This window comes from Maricaulis sp. (genome assembly GCF_030149515.1).
Classification (GTDB): domain Bacteria; phylum Pseudomonadota; class Alphaproteobacteria; order Caulobacterales; family Maricaulaceae; genus Maricaulis.
This window is the reverse complement of sequence record NZ_JASBRI010000013.1, coordinates 34,300-50,315: the sequence shown is the minus strand read 5'-3', so window position 1 is coordinate 50,315 and position 16,016 is coordinate 34,300. Positions and strand designations below refer to the sequence as shown.

General features: G+C 65.8%; 18 protein-coding genes. 15 read left to right on the top strand and 3 right to left on the bottom strand.

Annotated features, from left to right (window positions below):
* Nucleotides 1–35 precede the first annotated feature (35 nt).
* The 5 genes from rpsP to Q1U94_RS05430 all read left to right on the top strand — a co-directional run bounded on the left by rpsP (nucleotide 36) and on the right by Q1U94_RS05430 (nucleotide 3,224).
* Nucleotides 36–515: a 30S ribosomal protein S16 gene (rpsP, locus tag Q1U94_RS14110; RefSeq protein ID WP_366917260.1), complete on the top strand. Its 480-nt coding sequence runs from the start codon at nucleotides 36–38 to the stop codon at nucleotides 513–515.
* A gap of 188 nt (nucleotides 516–703) precedes the next feature.
* Nucleotides 704–1,258 (top strand): ribosome maturation factor RimM, encoded by a 555-nt coding sequence (gene rimM, locus Q1U94_RS05445; protein WP_300542547.1) that lies wholly within the window; start codon nucleotides 704–706, stop codon nucleotides 1,256–1,258.
* Nucleotides 1,255–1,995: a tRNA (guanosine(37)-N1)-methyltransferase TrmD gene (gene trmD / locus Q1U94_RS05440; RefSeq protein ID WP_300542545.1), complete on the top strand. Its 741-nt coding sequence runs from the start codon at nucleotides 1,255–1,257 to the stop codon at nucleotides 1,993–1,995. The genes rimM and trmD overlap by 4 nt, the downstream gene beginning before the upstream one ends.
* Complete coding sequence (gene rplS / locus Q1U94_RS05435) at nucleotides 1,992–2,384, top strand: 50S ribosomal protein L19 (protein WP_300542543.1); 393 nt, start codon at nucleotides 1,992–1,994, stop codon at nucleotides 2,382–2,384. Before trmD ends, rplS begins: the two co-directional genes overlap by 4 nt.
* A gap of 129 nt (nucleotides 2,385–2,513) precedes the next feature.
* Complete coding sequence (locus tag Q1U94_RS05430; RefSeq protein WP_300542541.1) at nucleotides 2,514–3,224, top strand: NAD-dependent deacylase; 711 nt, start codon at nucleotides 2,514–2,516, stop codon at nucleotides 3,222–3,224.
* 169 nt (nucleotides 3,225–3,393) lie between these two features.
* On the opposite strand, the gene Q1U94_RS05425 is transcribed toward Q1U94_RS05430, so the two are convergent.
* Nucleotides 3,394–3,798, bottom strand: a complete 405-nt coding sequence (locus tag Q1U94_RS05425) for a metallopeptidase family protein (RefSeq protein ID WP_300542540.1) — start codon at nucleotides 3,796–3,798, stop codon at nucleotides 3,394–3,396.
* A gap of 59 nt (nucleotides 3,799–3,857) precedes the next feature.
* On the opposite strand from Q1U94_RS05425, the gene Q1U94_RS05420 reads away from it, so the two are divergent.
* Together Q1U94_RS05420 and Q1U94_RS05415 are read left to right on the top strand one after the other, a co-directional pair.
* Nucleotides 3,858–4,343, top strand: coding sequence for an MmcB family DNA repair protein (locus Q1U94_RS05420; protein WP_300542538.1), 486 nt, complete (start codon nucleotides 3,858–3,860; stop codon nucleotides 4,341–4,343).
* A 52-nt stretch (nucleotides 4,344–4,395) separates the two neighbouring features.
* Nucleotides 4,396–5,538 carry a serine hydrolase domain-containing protein gene (locus tag Q1U94_RS05415; protein ID WP_300542536.1) on the top strand — a complete coding sequence of 381 codons (1,143 nt, stop codon included), beginning with the start codon at nucleotides 4,396–4,398 and terminating at the stop codon, nucleotides 5,536–5,538.
* A gap of 4 nt (nucleotides 5,539–5,542) precedes the next feature.
* On the opposite strand, the gene Q1U94_RS05410 is transcribed toward Q1U94_RS05415, so the two are convergent.
* Together Q1U94_RS05410 and Q1U94_RS05405 are read right to left on the bottom strand one after the other, a co-directional pair.
* Nucleotides 5,543–6,478 carry a tyrosine recombinase XerC gene (locus tag Q1U94_RS05410; RefSeq protein ID WP_300542535.1) on the bottom strand — a complete coding sequence of 312 codons (936 nt, stop codon included), beginning with the start codon at nucleotides 6,476–6,478 and terminating at the stop codon, nucleotides 5,543–5,545.
* Nucleotides 6,460–7,143, bottom strand: coding sequence for a DUF484 family protein (locus tag Q1U94_RS05405; RefSeq protein ID WP_300542533.1), 684 nt, complete (start codon nucleotides 7,141–7,143; stop codon nucleotides 6,460–6,462). The genes Q1U94_RS05410 and Q1U94_RS05405 overlap by 19 nt, the downstream gene beginning before the upstream one ends.
* Before the next feature lie 108 nt (nucleotides 7,144–7,251).
* On the opposite strand from Q1U94_RS05405, the gene Q1U94_RS05400 reads away from it, so the two are divergent.
* From Q1U94_RS05400 to Q1U94_RS05365, 8 genes are all read left to right on the top strand, one after another.
* Nucleotides 7,252–7,794: a hypothetical protein gene (locus Q1U94_RS05400; protein WP_300542532.1), complete on the top strand. Its 543-nt coding sequence runs from the start codon at nucleotides 7,252–7,254 to the stop codon at nucleotides 7,792–7,794.
* Between the two features lie 55 nt (nucleotides 7,795–7,849).
* Nucleotides 7,850–10,009, top strand: a complete 2,160-nt coding sequence (locus Q1U94_RS05395) for a primosomal protein N' (RefSeq protein WP_300542531.1) — start codon at nucleotides 7,850–7,852, stop codon at nucleotides 10,007–10,009.
* A 27-nt stretch (nucleotides 10,010–10,036) separates the two neighbouring features.
* Complete coding sequence (locus Q1U94_RS05390) at nucleotides 10,037–10,756, top strand: TerC family protein (protein WP_300542530.1); 720 nt, start codon at nucleotides 10,037–10,039, stop codon at nucleotides 10,754–10,756.
* 275 nt (nucleotides 10,757–11,031) lie between these two features.
* Nucleotides 11,032–11,622: a F0F1 ATP synthase subunit delta gene (locus Q1U94_RS05385; protein ID WP_300542529.1), complete on the top strand. Its 591-nt coding sequence runs from the start codon at nucleotides 11,032–11,034 to the stop codon at nucleotides 11,620–11,622.
* A gap of 4 nt (nucleotides 11,623–11,626) precedes the next feature.
* Entirely contained in the window at nucleotides 11,627–13,159 is a 1,533-nt protein-coding gene (gene atpA, locus Q1U94_RS05380; protein WP_300542528.1) for a F0F1 ATP synthase subunit alpha, read from the top strand.
* Between the two features lie 33 nt (nucleotides 13,160–13,192).
* Nucleotides 13,193–14,080, top strand: coding sequence for a F0F1 ATP synthase subunit gamma (locus tag Q1U94_RS05375; RefSeq protein WP_300542526.1), 888 nt, complete (start codon nucleotides 13,193–13,195; stop codon nucleotides 14,078–14,080).
* A gap of 19 nt (nucleotides 14,081–14,099) precedes the next feature.
* Nucleotides 14,100–15,539 carry a F0F1 ATP synthase subunit beta gene (gene atpD / locus Q1U94_RS05370; protein WP_300542525.1) on the top strand — a complete coding sequence of 480 codons (1,440 nt, stop codon included), beginning with the start codon at nucleotides 14,100–14,102 and terminating at the stop codon, nucleotides 15,537–15,539.
* 30 nt (nucleotides 15,540–15,569) lie between these two features.
* The gene (locus tag Q1U94_RS05365) at nucleotides 15,570–15,971 is read left to right on the top strand and encodes a F0F1 ATP synthase subunit epsilon (protein ID WP_300542523.1); all 402 of its coding nucleotides are present in this window, start codon (nucleotides 15,570–15,572) and stop codon (nucleotides 15,969–15,971) included.
* Nucleotides 15,972–16,016 lie beyond the last annotated feature (45 nt).

The window sequence follows — 16,016 nt, the reverse complement described above, 5'->3', positions numbered from 1 at the left end:
CCTGTTTTCGAGCGTTTATCTGAAGGACTTAAATCATGGCTCTGAAAATCCGTCTCGCCCGTGGTGGCGCCAAGAAGCGTCCCTACTACCGTATCGTCGTCGCGGACAGCCGTTCGCCGCGCGACGGCCGCTTCATCGAGAAGATCGGTTCCTACAACCCGATGCTGCCCAAGGATGGCGAGCGCGTGAAGATCGACATGGAAAAGGCCAAGGCCTGGATCGCCAAGGGCGCCCAGCCGACCGATCGTGTCGGCCGTTTCATCCACGACATCGAGGCCGATGCCTGGAAGTGGGAACAGGGCAACAACCCGAAGAAGGCCGAGCCGGGCCAGAAAGCCAAGGAGCGCGAAGCCGAACGCGCCGAGAAGGAAGCCGAGCTGAAGGCGGCAGAAGAGGAAGCCAAGGCTGCGGCCGAAGCTCCGGCTGAAGAGGCCGCGCCCGCCGAGGAGGCCCCGGCCGCCGAAGCCGAAGCGCCGGCCGAAGAAGCCGCCGCGGAAGAAGAAAAGTCCGAATAGGACTGCGTTCAACGTCCGTGCTGCGCCCATCCTTCCCCTTGACGGGGAAGGTGTCCGGCGCAGCCGGGCGGAAGGGGTGAATCCCGGTGTCTGCCCGTTCAGACACCTCGCCCCCACCCCCTCCACCACGGCTGCGCCGTGGTCCCCCTCCCCCATCAAGGGGGAGGACGGAGTCCGGACCCGAAGCCATGACCGCATCTGCCGACGACCTCGTCTTCATCGCTGCCATCGCCGGTGCGCATGGCGTGAAGGGCGAGTGCAAGGTGAAGAGTTTCGCCGGCGAACCCGAGGATGCGTTTGCCTACGGGCCCTTCCTCGATGTGGACGGCAGGGCGGTCCTTACCCCGAAAAGCTGGCGCGCGGTGAAGGACGGTTTCATCGTCCGTTTCGCCGAATCCCTGACCCGGGAACAGGCCGGGGCCCTCAAGGGCACCAAACTCCACATTCCCCGCGCCGCCCTGCCCGTGCTCGGGGAGGATGAGTTCTATCATGCCGACCTGGTCGGCCTTGCCGTTCAGGGGCTCGACGGCAGCCCGATGGGCACGCTTCGCGCGATTTTCGACTACGGCTCCGGCGATCTGCTGGAAATCTCCGGAACGCCCGGCCGCAACGGCTCCTGGATGCTCCCCTTCACCCGCGATTTTGTGCCGCATGTCTCGATCGCCGAGGGCATCATCACCATCGATCCGCCCGAAGAGGTGGGAAGCAAGGCCGAGGAAGAGGCGGGCGGGGTGCCGGAATGACAGACACGCCCACCATCGCTCCGCCCTGGACCGCCACGGCCCTCACCCTGTTCCCTGAGGCCTTTCCGGGCCCGCTGGGTGTATCGCTGATCGGCACAGCTGCGAATCGTGGGCTTTGGGCGCTTGAAACTGTGGACATCCGGGATTTTTCCCGTCATAAGCACCGCTCCGTGGACGACACCCCGGCTGGCGGAGGCGCTGGCATGGTGCTCCGGCCGGATGTGGCTGCGGAGGCGATTGATACGGTTCAGTCCCGCTGGCAAGGCGGGAAACGGCCGTTGATCTATTTGACGCCGCGAGGACGACCGCTGACGCAATCCCGGGTCCGGGAGTGGGCGGCCGGTTCTGGCGTTGTCGTATTTTGCGGACGCTTCGAAGGGCTCGATCAACGGGTCATCGAAAGCCGCGAAATGGAAGAGGTCAGTGTCGGCGATGCCGTGCTGGCCGGGGGCGAGGCGCCCGCTCAGGTCCTTATCGAGGCCTGTGTGCGCTTGCTTCCCGGCGTGCTTGGCGACCCGGTATCGGCCGAGGACGAGAGTTTCGAGGGCGATCTGCTCGAGTATCCTCATTATACGCGACCGCGCGTATTCGAGGGCGAGGAGATCCCGGAGGTCCTTTTGTCGGGGCATCACGGCCAGATAGAGGCCTGGCGCCGGGAAAAGGCGGAAGAGATTACGAAGGCGCGGCGCCCCGACCTCTGGCAGAGGTACAAGGCGCGCAAGGAGAATGCACGATGAACATGATCGAGCAGCTTGAACAAGAAGAAGCCGCCCGCGTCCTGGGCGAAAAGACCATTCCGGATTTCAGCGCCGGCGACACGCTGCGCGTTCATGTTCGCATCAAGGAAGGCGATCGCGAACGGATCCAGGTCTTCGAAGGCGTGTGCATTGCCCGTTCCGGTGCTGGCCTGAACGAGAGCTATACCGTCCGCAAGATTTCCTTCGGCGAAGGCGTCGAGCGTGTCTTCCCGGTCTACTCGCCGAATGTCGAGCAGATCGAGATCAAGCGGAAGGGCAAGGTCCGCCGCGCCAAGCTGTACTACCTGCGCGACCGCCGCGGCAAGTCGGCCCGTATCGCCGAACGTGTTACCGGCCGCGGCATCGAGCGCCGCGAAGCGAAGAAGTAGGGTTTTCCCGCTTCACACAGGTTCAAGAGGCCCCGCCGGAAACGGCGGGGCCTTTTTGGTTTTGGTGATGACAAGCAAGGTGATGGCGAGGACTTCACCCGGACCGCCAAGCACGCTTAACTCGCGCCCATGGCAGGCTCGCTCGTCATCCTCACCGGCGCCGGCATTTCCGCGGAGAGCGGGCTGGGCACCTTCCGCGATACGGACGGTCTGTGGGCGGAATTCGACTGGCAGGAGCTGGCTACCCCGGAAGCCTTTGCCGCCCGGCCCGCCAGGGTCCATGCGTTCTACAATGCCCGCCGCGCCAATCTGACGGCGGCCCGGCCCAATGCCGCGCACACCGCACTCGCGCAGCTGGAACGGGCCTGGCTGGCGCGCGGTGGCGACTTCCTTCTGGTCACCCAGAATGTCGACGACCTGCACGAGCAGGCCGGATCGGAACGCCTGGTGCACATGCACGGCGAACTGAAGAAAATGCGCTGCCTGGGCTGCCACACCGTGACGGACGCGGTCGGCGAACTGGACACGGGCACGTGTTGCCCGCGCTGTCAGCAGCCCGGCTTTCTGAGGCCGCACGTGGTCTGGTTCGGCGAGATCCCCCTGGAGATGGACCTGATTTTCCAGGCCCTGGAAACCTGCACCCATTTCGCGGCGATCGGCACGTCGGGCACAGTCTATCCGGCAGCGGGCTTCTCCGAGGTCGCCAAGCGCGCCGGCGCCCATCTCACCGAGATCAATCTGGCCCAGACGGAGACCTCGCCGCTGTTCGACAGCCATGTTTCCGGTCCGGCCTCCACGGCGGTGCCGGCCTGGGTCGAGGCCTTTCTGGCGCAGGGGTGAGCCGCATTCATCCTCGCCCTTGATGGGCGAGGGGACCGCTGCGAAGCCGTGGTGGAGTGGGTGGGAGCCAGGTGTCCGCTGGCTTTCCACCACCGGGATTCACCCCATCCGACCCGAGGCTTCGCCTCGGCCCACCTTCCCCATCAAGGGGAAGGATGGCATCGCGCGATCAGGCCTGATCCTCGATCCGGTGCATGTCGTCGTCGGAGAGGCCGAAATGATGGCCGATCTCGTGCACCAGGACATGGGTGATCAGCTCGCCAAGCGGAATGTCGCCGCGCTCGGCCCATTCGTCCAGGATGGGGCGGCGGAACAGCACGACCCGGTCGGGTTCGGGCGAGGGATCGGCGACGGACTTCTGCGACAGGTCGACGCCCCAATAGACACCGGTCAGCTCGAAAGGGTCGTCAATATCGAGTTCCTTCAGTGTCTCGTCGTCGGCGAAATCGGCGATGAATATCTGTACCCGGCCGCACATCTTGCGAAAGCCCTCGGGCAGGCCGTCATAGGCCCTTGCGGCGAGGGTCTCGAAATCCTCGAGCGAGGGCGGCAGGAGTTTGGCGATCTTGGTCATCGGCCCCGTATAACGGCCGCCTTGCCGCCTGTCAGCCCGCACTTGAAGTGTGAACAAATATGGAACATGCTGCCGCCATGGACCTGCAGGACGTGTCATCCGCCGCCAATCCGGATATCGACGACGCCCAGGCGCTGATGCGCGGGGCGGCCCGCCTGCTCTGGGAAATGGGGTTCTCCGCCATTCCCGAATTCATCCTGCCCGACGGCCGCCGGGCCGATCTCGCCGCGCTGGGGCGCAAGGGCGAGATCACCATTGTCGAGATCAAGTCCGGCGTGGCCGATTTCCGGGCCGACAGCAAATGGGAAAACTACACCGGCTATTGCGAACGGCTCTATTTCGCTGTCTCGCAACGCTTCCCGCACGATCTGATTCCCGATCATGCCGGCCTGATCGTGGCCGATGCCTTCGGCGGTGCGGTGGTGCGTGAAAGCCCGCGACAGCCGCTTGCCCCCGCCCGCCGCAAGGCGCTGACCCTGCGTTTTGCCCGGGCAGCTGCCGACCGGCTGATGCGGGTGGAGGAGCCGGCCGAGCCGGGCCGGTAATCCACCGCCGTCCTGGCTTGATCCGCCGGGCGGGCGGCGTTAGCCAAGGTTCATGACAACCGACACCTTGCCCGCCGTTCACGGCCATGTCGCGCCCGGCTTCGAGCCCGTCCGCGATGCCTTCCTCGCCAATTGGTCCGATTTCGACGAGATCGGCGCCGGCTTCGCCCTGCGTGCGGGCGGCGAGTGCGTTGTCGAGATTCATGCCGGCTGGGCCGATCGCAAGAAATCGCGGGACTGGCAGGCCGATACCCTGGTGCCGGTCTACTCGACCGGCAAGGCCGTCGCGGCACTGGTCATGGCCAAGCTCGTCGACAAGGGACTGCTGGACTATGACGCGCCCGTGGCCGACTACTGGCCGGAATTCGCCGCCGGCGGAAAATCCGCGGTGACGGTCGCCGAGGCCCTGTCGCACCAGGCGGGCCTGTCCGGAATCGCCGAGGAAATGGATGCGGGGGACTGGTTCGACGCCGGCAAGATCGAGGACAAGCTGGCCCGCCAGGCACCACTCTGGGAGCCGGGTACAGGTTCGGGCTATCATCCGGTCACGTTCGGCTTCATCGCCGACGCGCTGGCCCGGCGGACCGACGGACGGTCGATCGGCGCCATCCTGCGCGAAGATGTCTGCGGTCCCGCGGGAATCGATTTCCATGTCGGTCTGCCGGAAAGCGAGCATGGCCGCACCGCCGAACACGCCATGCCCAAGCGATTGCCGGATCTGGGCGAGCCCAGCCGGGCGCGCGAACTGGCCTTTCTCAAGGCCTGGTCCTCGCCGGGCCGCCGTGGCGCCACCGAATGGCGCAAGGCTGAATTCCCCGCTGCCAACGCCCATGCCACCGCCGGGGCCCTGGCCCGGCTGATGACCGTTTATGCCGACGCCGGCAAGCTGGATGGCAAGCGTTTCATTTCCGAGGCAACGCTGGCGGACCTGGTCAGGGAACGCGTCGCCGGGCCGGACAAGGTATTGCCCTTCGATCTGTCCTGGGGCGCCGGGATCATGCGCAATACGCGGCCGGGCTTTTACGGCCCCACACCGCAAACGGTGGGTCATTCCGGCTGGGGCGGATCCTGTGCCTTCGCCGATCCGGTCAATGGCGTCACCGGGGCCTATGTCATGAACCGCCAGATGCACTATCTTGCCGGCGATCCCCGGCCGGTGCGGCTCATCGAGGCGGTCTACGGGTGCCTGAAATAGGGTCTCAGTCCCGCCGCGCCCGCGGATGTGCGCCCTCATAGATCGACATCAGCCGTTGCGTCTCCACATCGGCATAGACCTGGGTGGTCGACAGGCTGGCATGACCCAGCAATTCCTGGATCGCGCGCAGGTCGCCGCCATGGGCCAGGAGGTGTGTGGCGAAGGCATGGCGCAGCGCATGCGGCGTGGCGCTGTCGGCCAGGCCCAGCCGGCCGCGCAATTCCTGCATCAGCGCCTGCACGGTGCGGGCTCCGAGCGCGCCGCCGCGCGCGCCCCGGAACAGCGGCTGGTCCGGCTCCAGATCGAAGGGGCACACGGCCACGTATTTGGCGCAAGCCTCGCGCACCGCTGGCAGAACCGGCACGATCCGGGTTTTCGAGCCCTTGCCGGTAATGCGCAGTATCTCGCCCAGCGGGTGGTCCCGACCTGCAAGGCCCAGCGCCTCGGATATGCGCAGGCCGCAGCCATAGAGCAACAGCAACACCGCTGCATCGCGGGCCTCGATCCAGCCTGCGGCCTGGCGCTTGCCGGTCTCCTCGATCAGCGCGCGCGCTGCGTCCTCGCTGACCGGTTTGGGCTTGGACGGTGTCGACCGGGGGCTTTCGACCAGGGAAAGCGCAGGGACATCGACCTGCCAGCGCCGCTGCAGGTAGGAAAACAGGGTGCGCACCGCCGACAATTCCCGCGACAGCGAGCGGGCGGCCAGGCCCGACCGGCGCCGGTCGGCCATCCAGGCGCGGAAATCGCTGGGCCTGAGCGCCTGAAGGTCCGCCAGGGTGATATCGGCTGCGAGATGCAGGCCCATGAACGCGGCAAACCCGTCTAGATCGCGGCGATAGGCATCCAGCGTGCGCGGCGACAGGCGGCGCTCACCTTCCAGATGGGCGTAAAAGGCGGCCAGCGCCTCGGACAGATGCAGGCTCAGGCCTTGTGCAGCCATTGCACGATCATCCGTTCCACGGCGCGGGCGAGGAAGTTGAGGAGTTCCGTACCCTGGCCGGACTGGAAGAGTTGCGCATCGCGTGCCGCCAGTGCCATCAGCCCGTCATGACCCCCGAAATCCAGCCGCACGATGGCTTCGCTCTTCACCCGCGCACCCTGCTGGCCGTAGAGCGCATGGGCAGTTTCCGGATCGACCGGACCCAGCCGTTCCACCTTTTCGCCGAGCACTTCGCCGACAAAACCCTCGGCCGCGCCCAGAAGGCTTTCGCCGGTCTTCAGGGGAGCATGGCCTTCGATCAGGATACGGCACACATCCACACCCAGCGCACCGGTGAGTCGGCTGGATATCTTGTGGTCCAGCGCGGCCAGGCTGTCGACCTCCAGGAGCGCCAGGATCGCCATGTGGATCTGCGACTGGGTGGCCAGATTGGCGCGGGCGGTCTCGACGATGGAAGCGTTGAGCGCCTTGAGCTGACGCAATTCCTCGAGCAGTTTCTCGCGGGCCGCCGAGCCGAGATCGATCACCCCGTCTTCGGTCTGGCGTTCCGCGATCAGGGCCAGGAGCTCTGCGTCCTCGCGCACGAAATCGGGGTTGTCTGCCAGGAAGGCGCGCACGCCGGCCGGGTCGAGGTCCGTCTTGTCCATTGTATCGCTGCCGGTCATGCCCGCGCTCCCCGATTTCGAATCGGCCCAGTTTTCGCCCATTCCCTTTCCGAAACGCAAATCGGCTTGCTAGTGTGGGACGGGGTGACCGGGGCGAGGGGAGACAGAATGCTATCGAGCCTGACTGTTCTGACAGCCCTGGTGCTGTCCGCCCAACCCGCCGGACCGCCGCCGGACACCGGTGCCGCCATCCCCGACTGGTATCGCGAGCATGTGGCCTATATGAGCGGCCGCTGGGAGACGGACAATTCCGCCTACCGCTCCGAGCAGGAAACCTACGACACCTATGTCATCGTGTTCGAGCCGCGTTTCGACGGCACGGGCATGCGCGGTGAACTGTTCGGCCTCAGCGATGGCGAGCGTTCGGCCACATTCTGGGAATTTTCATCCTGGTGGGACCCGGATGCGGGCGAGGCGGTGCTGGTCCAGCATGGCCAGGGCGGCTCGCTGGGTATCGGAACCATCGGACCGCTCGCCGACGGCGATTATACTGCCGAGCAGGATTTTCACACGCCGGGACGGCCGTCCCGCCGCGAACGTCATGATTTCGATGTCGTCGATGCGGACACGTACGAGACCCGGTCCACCCGCATTAGCCCGGACGGCAGCGAAACACCGGGACGGCACTATGTCTGGCAGCGGACCGACTGACGGGCGGCGGCGGTCTGGCTAAGCTGAGGTTTCGAATCAGGAAGCATTGCCCTCCATGCCCGCCCGCCCCATCGCCGCCATTCTCTTTCCGCTGCCCTTGCCGGAGGCCTTCGACTATGAGGTGCCCGAGGATCTGGACGTGCGGCCGGGCGACCATGTTGTCGCGCCTTTGGGCAAGCGCTCGGCGCGCGGCGTGGTCTGGTCGCTCAAGCCGGCGGACGCGGCGCGCGCGCTGAAGCCGGTCGAGGCCGTCGCGGGCGGTCCGCCCCTGCCCGAAGGCACCCGGAATTTCGTTGACTGGCTGGCGCGCTATCTGGTCCAGCCGCCGGGTATCATCCTGCGCGCCGTACTGCGTTCCAGCGAGGCGCTGAAACCGTCTCCCACCGAGACCCTGTACAGGCCCGGCACCGGCGAGCCCGGGCGAATGACAGAGGCGCGCCAGCGCGTGCTCGATGCTGCCGCAGAACTGGGCGAGGCGACGGGCGCCGATCTGGCGCGCCAGGCCGGCGTGTCGGCTTCGGTCGTCAAGGGGCTGGCCAGGGCCGGGGCGCTGGAACAGACGATCCGCCCCGTCGATCCGCCTTATGATGCTCCCGATCCCGATCGTGACGGGATCGAGCTCACGGCGATGCAGGCCGAAGCGGCGGGTGTGCTGCGGCGCCTGGTTCGCGCAGGCGGGTTTCAGGCCGCGCTGCTGGACGGCGTGACGGGATCGGGCAAGACCGAGGTCTATTTCGAAGCGATTGCCGAACAATTGCGGCAGGATCAGCAGGCCCAGATCCTGATCATGCTGCCGGAAATCGCCCTCACCGAAGCGGTCCTCTCCCGCTTCAAGGTACGGTTCGGCGCCGAGCCGGCGCTGTGGCATTCCGGAGCCGGACCGAAAAACCGCCGGCGCGCCTGGCGCGAGGTTGCCGAGGGTCGCGCCCGGATCGTGGTCGGGGCGCGATCGGCGCTGTTCCTGCCCTTTCGGCATTTGCGCATGATCGTCGTCGATGAAGAACACGACCCCACCTACAAGCAGGATGAAGGCCTGGCCTATCAGGCGCGGGATCTCGCGCTTGTCAGGGCCAAGCTGGACGGGGCGATGGCCGTACTGGCCTCGGCGACCCCCTCGCTTGAAAGTCTCGCCAACGCCCAGGCCGGGCGCTATGTGCATGTCCGCCTGGCCGCCCGGCCCGGAACGGCCGTCCTGCCGGAGATCGGCACGATCGACCTGCGCGAGACCCCGGCGGAATCCGGAAGCTGGATGTCGCCGCCCCTGGTGCAGGCCGTGGCCGAGACCTGTGCGCGGGGCGAGCAGAGCCTGCTCTATCTCAACCGGCGCGGCTACGCCCCGCTGGTGCTGTGCCGCACCTGCGGGCATCGCATGGTCTCGCCGGACACCCAGTCCTATCTCGTCGAACACCGCTATACCGGCCGTCTGGTCTGCCATGTCACCGGCTTTTCCATGCCCAAGCCGAAAGCCTGCCCGGAATGCGGGGCGGAGGAGTCCCTGACCAGTGTCGGCCCCGGTGTGGAGCGCGTGGCCGAGGAAGCCAGACGCCGTTTCCCCGAGGCGCGCGTGGATATCTACTCATCCGACAGCCATCGCGGCCCCGAGATCGTGGCCGCGATGGAGCGGGGCGAGATCGACATTCTCGTGGGCACCCAGATCGCGGCCAAGGGCCACAACTTCCCGAACCTGACACTGGTCGGCGTGATCGACGCGGATCTGGGTCTGGCCGGGGGAGACCCCCGGGCAGGCGAGCGCACCTACCAGACCCTGGTCCAGGTCGCCGGCCGCGCCGGCCGCGCCGACCGTCCGGGCCGTGCGCTCCTGCAGACACACCAGCCTGAACACGATGCGATCCAGGCGCTGATCGCGGGCGATCGCGACAGGTTTCTGGAGATGGAATTCGCTGCCCGCGAAATGCTGGGCCTGCCCCCCTTCGGGCGCCTGGCCGCGATCGGGCTGATGAGCCAGGATCCGGCCAATGTCGAAAAATCAGCCGCCGTCTGGGCGGCCGCCGCACCGGTGACCGACGGGGTGGAAATCTGGGGACCGGCCGAGCCGCCCCGCGCCATGGTGCGCGGCTGGCATCGCCGCCGTATTCTGGTGCGTGCCGACAAGTCGGTCGACATCTCCGCCTATCTGCGCGCCTGGGCCGGACGGGTGAAGACGCCGGCCTCGGTACGGGTTTCAATCGATGTCGAGCCGTATAGTTTCATCTGACCGCCAGCCGCCAAAGGGATGCCTGCCATGCTCGAAGTCCTGATGACGCCCGAAGTCCTGATGTCCCTCCTCACGCTGACCTTCCTGGAAATCGTGCTGGGCATAGACAATGTGATCTTTGTCGCGCTGATGGCCGACCGATTGCCCGAGGCGCAGCGGGCCAGGGCGCGGACCGTGGGTCTGGGACTGGCGCTGGCCTTCCGCGTGATCATGCTGTTCGGCCTGGTATGGATCGCGCATCTCGAGGCGCCGGTCTTCGCCATCGCCGACCACGAGGTCTCGTGGCGCGACATCATCCTGATGCTCGGCGGGCTGTTCCTGCTGGGCAAGGCGACGCTGGAAATCCACCACACCGTGGAGGGCGAGGCGGAGCATCGCGGCGGTCGCGCCGCCGCTGCCTTTGGCATGGTCGTCTTCCAGATCGTGCTGATCGATATCGTCTTCTCGCTCGACAGCGTGATCACCGCGGTGGGCATGACAGATCATCTGCCGGTCATGATCACCGCCGTCGGTATTGCCATGGCGATCATGCTGCTGGCGTCGGGCAGTGTGGCGGGCTTCATCGAACGGCATCCCACGACCAAGATGCTGGCCCTGTCCTTCCTGCTCCTGATCGGTATCGCCCTGGTGGCCGATGCCCTGCACTTCCACATTCCGCGCGGCTATCTCTACTTTGCCATCGCCTTCTCGCTTTTTGTCGAGGCGCTGAACATCCTGGCGAAGCGGGGGCGGCGGAAGACGGGGTAGGTTGCTTCCCCACGGAATGCGGGAAAGCGGCCGCAGCCTGGCTGCAGGGCGAACGGCGTCGGAGCGGGGCGCACCTATTGCCCCTCCGTCCGCTCCGGCAATGCGGGGGAAGGAGACTGTCCGTGCGCTGAATCGCCCGGTGTGAGTGGCTTGCTGTGCCCCTATCCCTGTGCTATCGCAGCGCCGAACCACGAGGGCGTGCGGTGCAACACGGTGCGTCTGGTTTTCATAATCGTTGAATAACAGGCACTTACATCGGTTCCGATGATCCACGGGTGCTCATCCAACTAGAGAGTGACGTCACGGTGAAGACCGGCGAAGACGCCATGACAGCCAACGCGGCGGGACGCTACGCAACCGCGCTGTTCGAGCTGGCAAAGACCTCGGGTGCCGCCGACAAGGTGGAGGCCGATCTATCGGCCTTTTCCGCGATGCTCGAAACCTCCCCCGAACTGGCCGAGGCGCTTGCCTCGCCGCTGTATGCTGCCGAGGAAAAGGCCGGCGTGCTGACCGCGCTCGCGGAGAAGGCCCGGTTCAACGAATTGACCCGCAATACGTTCGGTGTTGCCGCGCGCAACGGGCGTGCCGGCGATCTCGGCGCCGTGGCGAAGGTTTTCGCCGCTCTGGCTGCCGCCGACCGGGGTGTGGTCACCGCCGACGTGACGACGGCGGCGGCACTGACCAAGAAACAGACCGAGGCCCTGGCGGCTTCGCTGAAGGGTGCCTTCGGGCGCGAAATCGAGGTGCGCACGGATGTGCGGCCTGAATTGTTGGGCGGGCTGATCGTGAAGGTCGGCTCCCGCATGTTCGACTCCTCCCTCCGCACCAAGCTGGACGGGATGAAGAATGCGATGAAAGAGGCCTAGGTCCATGGACATCCGTGCCGCAGAAATCTCTGCGATCCTGAAGGATCAAATCAAGAATTACGGTACCGACGCGAAGGTTTCGGACGTCGGTAGCGTTCTGTCCGTCGGTGACGGTATCGCCCGCGTCTACGGCCTGGACGAGGTGAAGGCCGGCGAACTCGTCGAGTTCCCGGGCGGCATCAAGGGCATGGCCCTGAACCTCGAGCGCGACAATGTCGGCTGCGTGATCTTCGGCGACGACCGGGGCATCAAGGAAGGCGACACCGTCAAGCGTCTCGGCGCCATCGTCGACACCTCCGTCGGCAAGGGTCTTCTGGGCCGCGTCGTGGACGGTCTGGGTGAGCCGATCGACGGCAAGGGTCCGCTCAAGGACGTTGCCGAGCGCCGCCGCGTCGACGTCAAGGCGCCGGGTATCATCCCGCGCAAATCCGTGCACGAGCCGATGGCGACGGGCATCAAGGCAATCGACGCCATGATCCCGGTCGGCCGCGGCCAGCGCGAGCTGATCATCGGTGACCGCCAGACCGGCAAGACCGCGATTGCGCTGGACACCATCCTGAACCAGAAGCAGATCAATGAAGGCGACGACGAGAGCGCCAAGCTGTACTGCATCTATGTCGCCGTCGGCCAGAAGCGTTCCACCGTCGCCCAGATCGTGAAGACGCTCGAGGAAAACGGCGCGATGGACTACACCATCGTCGTTGCCGCGACCGCGTCCGATCCGGCCCCGATGCAGTTCCTGGCGCCGTTCACCGCCTGCGCCATGGGCGAGTACTTCCGCGACAACGGCATGCACGCCCTGATCGTGTACGACGATCTGTCCAAACAGGCGGTCGCGTATCGCCAGATGTCGCTGCTGCTGCGCCGCCCGCCGGGCCGCGAAGCCTATCCGGGTGACGTCTTCTACCTGCACTCGCGCCTGCTTGAGCGCGCTGCGAAGCTGAATGACGACAACGGCAATGGTTCGCTGACCGCCCTGCCGGTCATCGAGACCCAGGCCAATGACGTGTCGGCCTATATCCCGACCAATGTCATCTCCATCACCGACGGCCAGATCTTCCTGGAAACCGACCTCTTCTACCAGGGCATCCGCCCGGCCGTGAACGTCGGCCTGTCGGTGTCGCGCGTCGGTTCCGCCGCCCAGACCAAGGCGATGAAGCAGGTGGCCGGCAAGATGAAGGGCGAACTGGCCCAGTACCGTGAAATGGCGGCCTTTGCCCAGTTCGGCTCCGATCTCGACGCGGCGACGCAGAAACTGCTCAATCGCGGCCAGCGCCTGACCGAACTCCTCAAGCAGCCGCAATTCTCGCCGCTGGCGATGGAAGAGCAGGTCTGCGTGATCTATGCCGGTACGCGCGGCTATCTGGACGGCCTGGCTGTCTCCGACATCCAGCGCTACGAAGCCGACCTGCTGCGTCACCTGCATGCTGAACACGCGGGTCTTCTCACGGCCGTCCGCGACGAGAAGAAGCTGACCGACGAGACCGAAGGCAAGCTGAAGACGGTTCTCGACAAGTTCACCGAACACTTCGCGTGAGCCCGACCGGGACCCGCCGCTTAGGAGAGCCGAATGGCGAGCCTTAAGGATCTGAAAAACCGCATCTCTTCGGTTCGATCGACGCAGAAGATCACGAAGGCGATGCAGATGGTGGCCGCCGCGAAACTGCGCCGGGCCCAGGAGGCTGCGGAAAGCGCACGCCCCTATGCCGAGCGCATGGCAGCCGTCATGGCCAATCTGTCCACCGCCATGGCCGGAACCCCGGGCGCCTCGCCGCTCCTGGTGGGTACGGGCCAGTCCGAAACCTATCTTCTGGTCGTCATGACCGCCGATCGCGGTCTGTGCGGCGGCTTCAACACGAATATCGTGAAGAAGGCGCGCGAGCGCATCAATGCGCTGCAGAGCGAAGGCAAGACGGTCAAGGTGATCTGCGTCGGCAAGAAGGGCGCGGACCAGTTGAAGCGGCAATATGCGTCGCTGATCGTCGAGCGTATCGAACTGTCCGGCGAAAAGACCATCAACGGCGCCACTGCGGCCCGGATCGGCGACAAGATCCGCCACATGTTCGAGCATGACGAGTTCGATGTCTGCGAGCTCGTCTCGGCTGAATTCGTGTCGGTGATCTCGCAGAAGCCGCGCGCCAAAGTCCTGATCCCGGCCATCGATGCGATCGACGAAGGTGTCGAGCGTCCCGACCTGGCCGGCGCCGTCTACGAGGCGGAGCCCGACGAGGAGACCATCCTCAACACGCTCCTGCCGCGCTATGCCAATACCGTCATCCTGTCCGCGCTGCTGGAGAATGTGGCCGGCGAGATGGGGGCCAAGATGGCCGCGATGGACAATGCCACGCGCAATGCCGGCGAACTCATCGACAAACTCAACCTTGTTTATAACCGCACGCGTCAGGCGCAGATCACCACGGAGCTGACTGAGATCATCTCCGGCGCCGAGGCCCTCTAGGCGAGAGGAAAGACCCGCTATGAGCACTCTTAAAGGCCGCATTGCCCAGATCACGGGCGCTGTTGTGGACGTTGAATTCGACGGCGGTCTGCCGGACATCCTCAACGCCCTGGAAACCACCAATGACGGCAAGAAGCTCGTCCTCGAGGTTGCCCAGCACCTCGGCGAGAACACCGTCCGCACCATCGCCATGGACGCCACCGAAGGCCTCCAGCGCGGTGCCGATGTCAAGGATACGGGCGGTCCGATCACCGTCCCGGTCGGTCCGGGCACGCTCGGCCGCATCATGTCGGTGACGGGTGAGGCCATCGACGAGGCGGGCGACGTGGCGCACGAGGTCCGCGCGCCGATCCACCGCCCGGCCCCGTCCTTCGACGAACAGGCCACGGAAGCGGAAATCCTGCCGACCGGCATCAAGGTCGTCGACCTGCTCTGCCCCTACGCCAAGGGCGGCAAGATCGGCCTGTTCGGCGGCGCCGGTGTCGGCAAGACGGTGCTGATCCAGGAACTGATCAACAATATCGCCAAACTGTTCGGCGGTTACTCGGTCTTCGCCGGCGTTGGCGAACGCACCCGTGAGGGCAACGATCTTTACTGGGAAATGATCGAGTCCGGTGTGAACAAGAATCCGAAGGATAATGACGGTTCGGCCGAGGGCTCGCGCTGTGCCCTGGTGTTCGGCCAGATGAACGAGCCGCCGGGCGCCCGCGCCCGCGTCGCTCTGTCGGGCCTCGCCCAGGCGGAATACTTCCGCGACGAGGAAGGCAAGGACGTGCTGTTCTTCGTCGACAACATCTTCCGCTTCACCCAGGCCGGCGCCGAAGTGTCCGCGCTGCTGGGCCGGATCCCGTCCGCCGTGGGCTATCAGCCGACCCTGGCCACCGACATGGGGGCGCTGCAGGAGCGGATCACCTCGACCACCAAGGGGTCTATCACCTCGGTGCAGGCCGTCTACGTGCCGGCCGACGACCTGACCGACCCGGCCCCGGCCACCACCTTCGCTCACCTCGACGCGACGACGGTGCTCAACCGCTCGATCGCGGAGAAGGGCATCTATCCGGCCGTGGACCCGCTCGATAGCACCTCGCGCATTCTCGAGCCGCGCGTTGTCGGCGAAGAGCACTACAACACCGCCCGCCGTGTGCAGGAAGTGCTGCAGCGCTACAAGGCCCTGCAGGACATCATCGCCATCCTGGGCATGGACGAGCTGTCCGAAGAGGACAAGCTGGTCGTGGCCCGTGCCCGCAAGATCGAGCGCTTCCTGTCCCAGCCGTTCGACGTGGCCGAAGTCTTCACCGGCTTCCCGGGCATCCAGGTGCCGGTCGCCGATACGGTGAAGGGCTTCAAGGCAATCTGCGACGGCGAATACGACCACCTGCCGGAGGCGGCCTTCTACATGGTCGGCACCATCGAGGATGCCGTGAAGAAAGCCGAGAAACTGGCTGCGGAAGCTGCGTAACGCAGCTTCCGGTCCAAGCGGAGACGCCTCATGGCTGACAAACTCCATTTCGATCTCGTCTCCCCGGAACGCCGCCTGTTCGCGGGTGATGTGGACCAGGTCGCGGTGCCGGGCGAAGAGGGCGATTTCGGCGTTCTGCCGAACCACGCCCCCTTCATGTCGATCATCCGGCCCGGTGCGATCGCGGTCATGAATGACGGCGCGGTCGAACGCACCTTTATCCATGGCGGTTTCGCCGAGGTGACGCCGGCCGGCCTGACCATCCTGGCCGAGGAAGCCATCCCGATGGCCGAACTCGACGCCGGCGAAGTGGCGCAGGCCCTCTCCGACGCCCGCGAGGACGTGGCGACGGCGAAGGACGAGGAAGAACGCGAACAGGCCGAGGCCCTCGTTGTAAAATACGAAGCCATGCAGGCCGCCCTGGCGAACTAGCAATCTGCGACACACGATCAGAACAAGGCCGTCCCGGTCCCCGGG

Bases quoted from the DNA above. Each gene is read 5' to 3' on its own strand.
- atpD (WP_300542525.1), top strand. From the start codon at position 14,100: ATGAGCACTCTTAAAGGCCGCATTGCCCAGATCACGGGCGCTGTTGTG.
- Q1U94_RS05400 (WP_300542532.1), top strand. From the start codon at position 7,252: ATGCTATCGAGCCTGACTGTTCTGACAGCCCTGGTGCTGTCCGCCCAA.
- Q1U94_RS05375 (WP_300542526.1), top strand. From the start codon at position 13,193: ATGGCGAGCCTTAAGGATCTGAAAAACCGCATCTCTTCGGTTCGATCG.
- atpA (WP_300542528.1), top strand. From the start codon at position 11,627: ATGGACATCCGTGCCGCAGAAATCTCTGCGATCCTGAAGGATCAAATC.
- Q1U94_RS05405 (WP_300542533.1), bottom strand. From the start codon at position 7,143: ATGACCGGCAGCGATACAATGGACAAGACGGACCTCGACCCGGCCGGC.
- Q1U94_RS05365 (WP_300542523.1), top strand. From the start codon at position 15,570: ATGGCTGACAAACTCCATTTCGATCTCGTCTCCCCGGAACGCCGCCTG.
- Q1U94_RS05395 (WP_300542531.1), top strand. From the start codon at position 7,850: ATGCCCGCCCGCCCCATCGCCGCCATTCTCTTTCCGCTGCCCTTGCCG.
- rpsP (WP_366917260.1), top strand. From the start codon at position 36: ATGGCTCTGAAAATCCGTCTCGCCCGTGGTGGCGCCAAGAAGCGTCCC.
- rimM (WP_300542547.1), top strand. From the start codon at position 704: ATGACCGCATCTGCCGACGACCTCGTCTTCATCGCTGCCATCGCCGGT.
- trmD (WP_300542545.1), top strand. From the start codon at position 1,255: ATGACAGACACGCCCACCATCGCTCCGCCCTGGACCGCCACGGCCCTC.
- rplS (WP_300542543.1), top strand. From the start codon at position 1,992: ATGAACATGATCGAGCAGCTTGAACAAGAAGAAGCCGCCCGCGTCCTG.
- Q1U94_RS05420 (WP_300542538.1), top strand. From the start codon at position 3,858: ATGGAACATGCTGCCGCCATGGACCTGCAGGACGTGTCATCCGCCGCC.
- Q1U94_RS05390 (WP_300542530.1), top strand. From the start codon at position 10,037: ATGCTCGAAGTCCTGATGACGCCCGAAGTCCTGATGTCCCTCCTCACG.
- Q1U94_RS05425 (WP_300542540.1), bottom strand. From the start codon at position 3,798: ATGACCAAGATCGCCAAACTCCTGCCGCCCTCGCTCGAGGATTTCGAG.
- Q1U94_RS05415 (WP_300542536.1), top strand. From the start codon at position 4,396: ATGACAACCGACACCTTGCCCGCCGTTCACGGCCATGTCGCGCCCGGC.
- Q1U94_RS05410 (WP_300542535.1), bottom strand. From the start codon at position 6,478: ATGGCTGCACAAGGCCTGAGCCTGCATCTGTCCGAGGCGCTGGCCGCC.
- Q1U94_RS05430 (WP_300542541.1), top strand. From the start codon at position 2,514: ATGGCAGGCTCGCTCGTCATCCTCACCGGCGCCGGCATTTCCGCGGAG.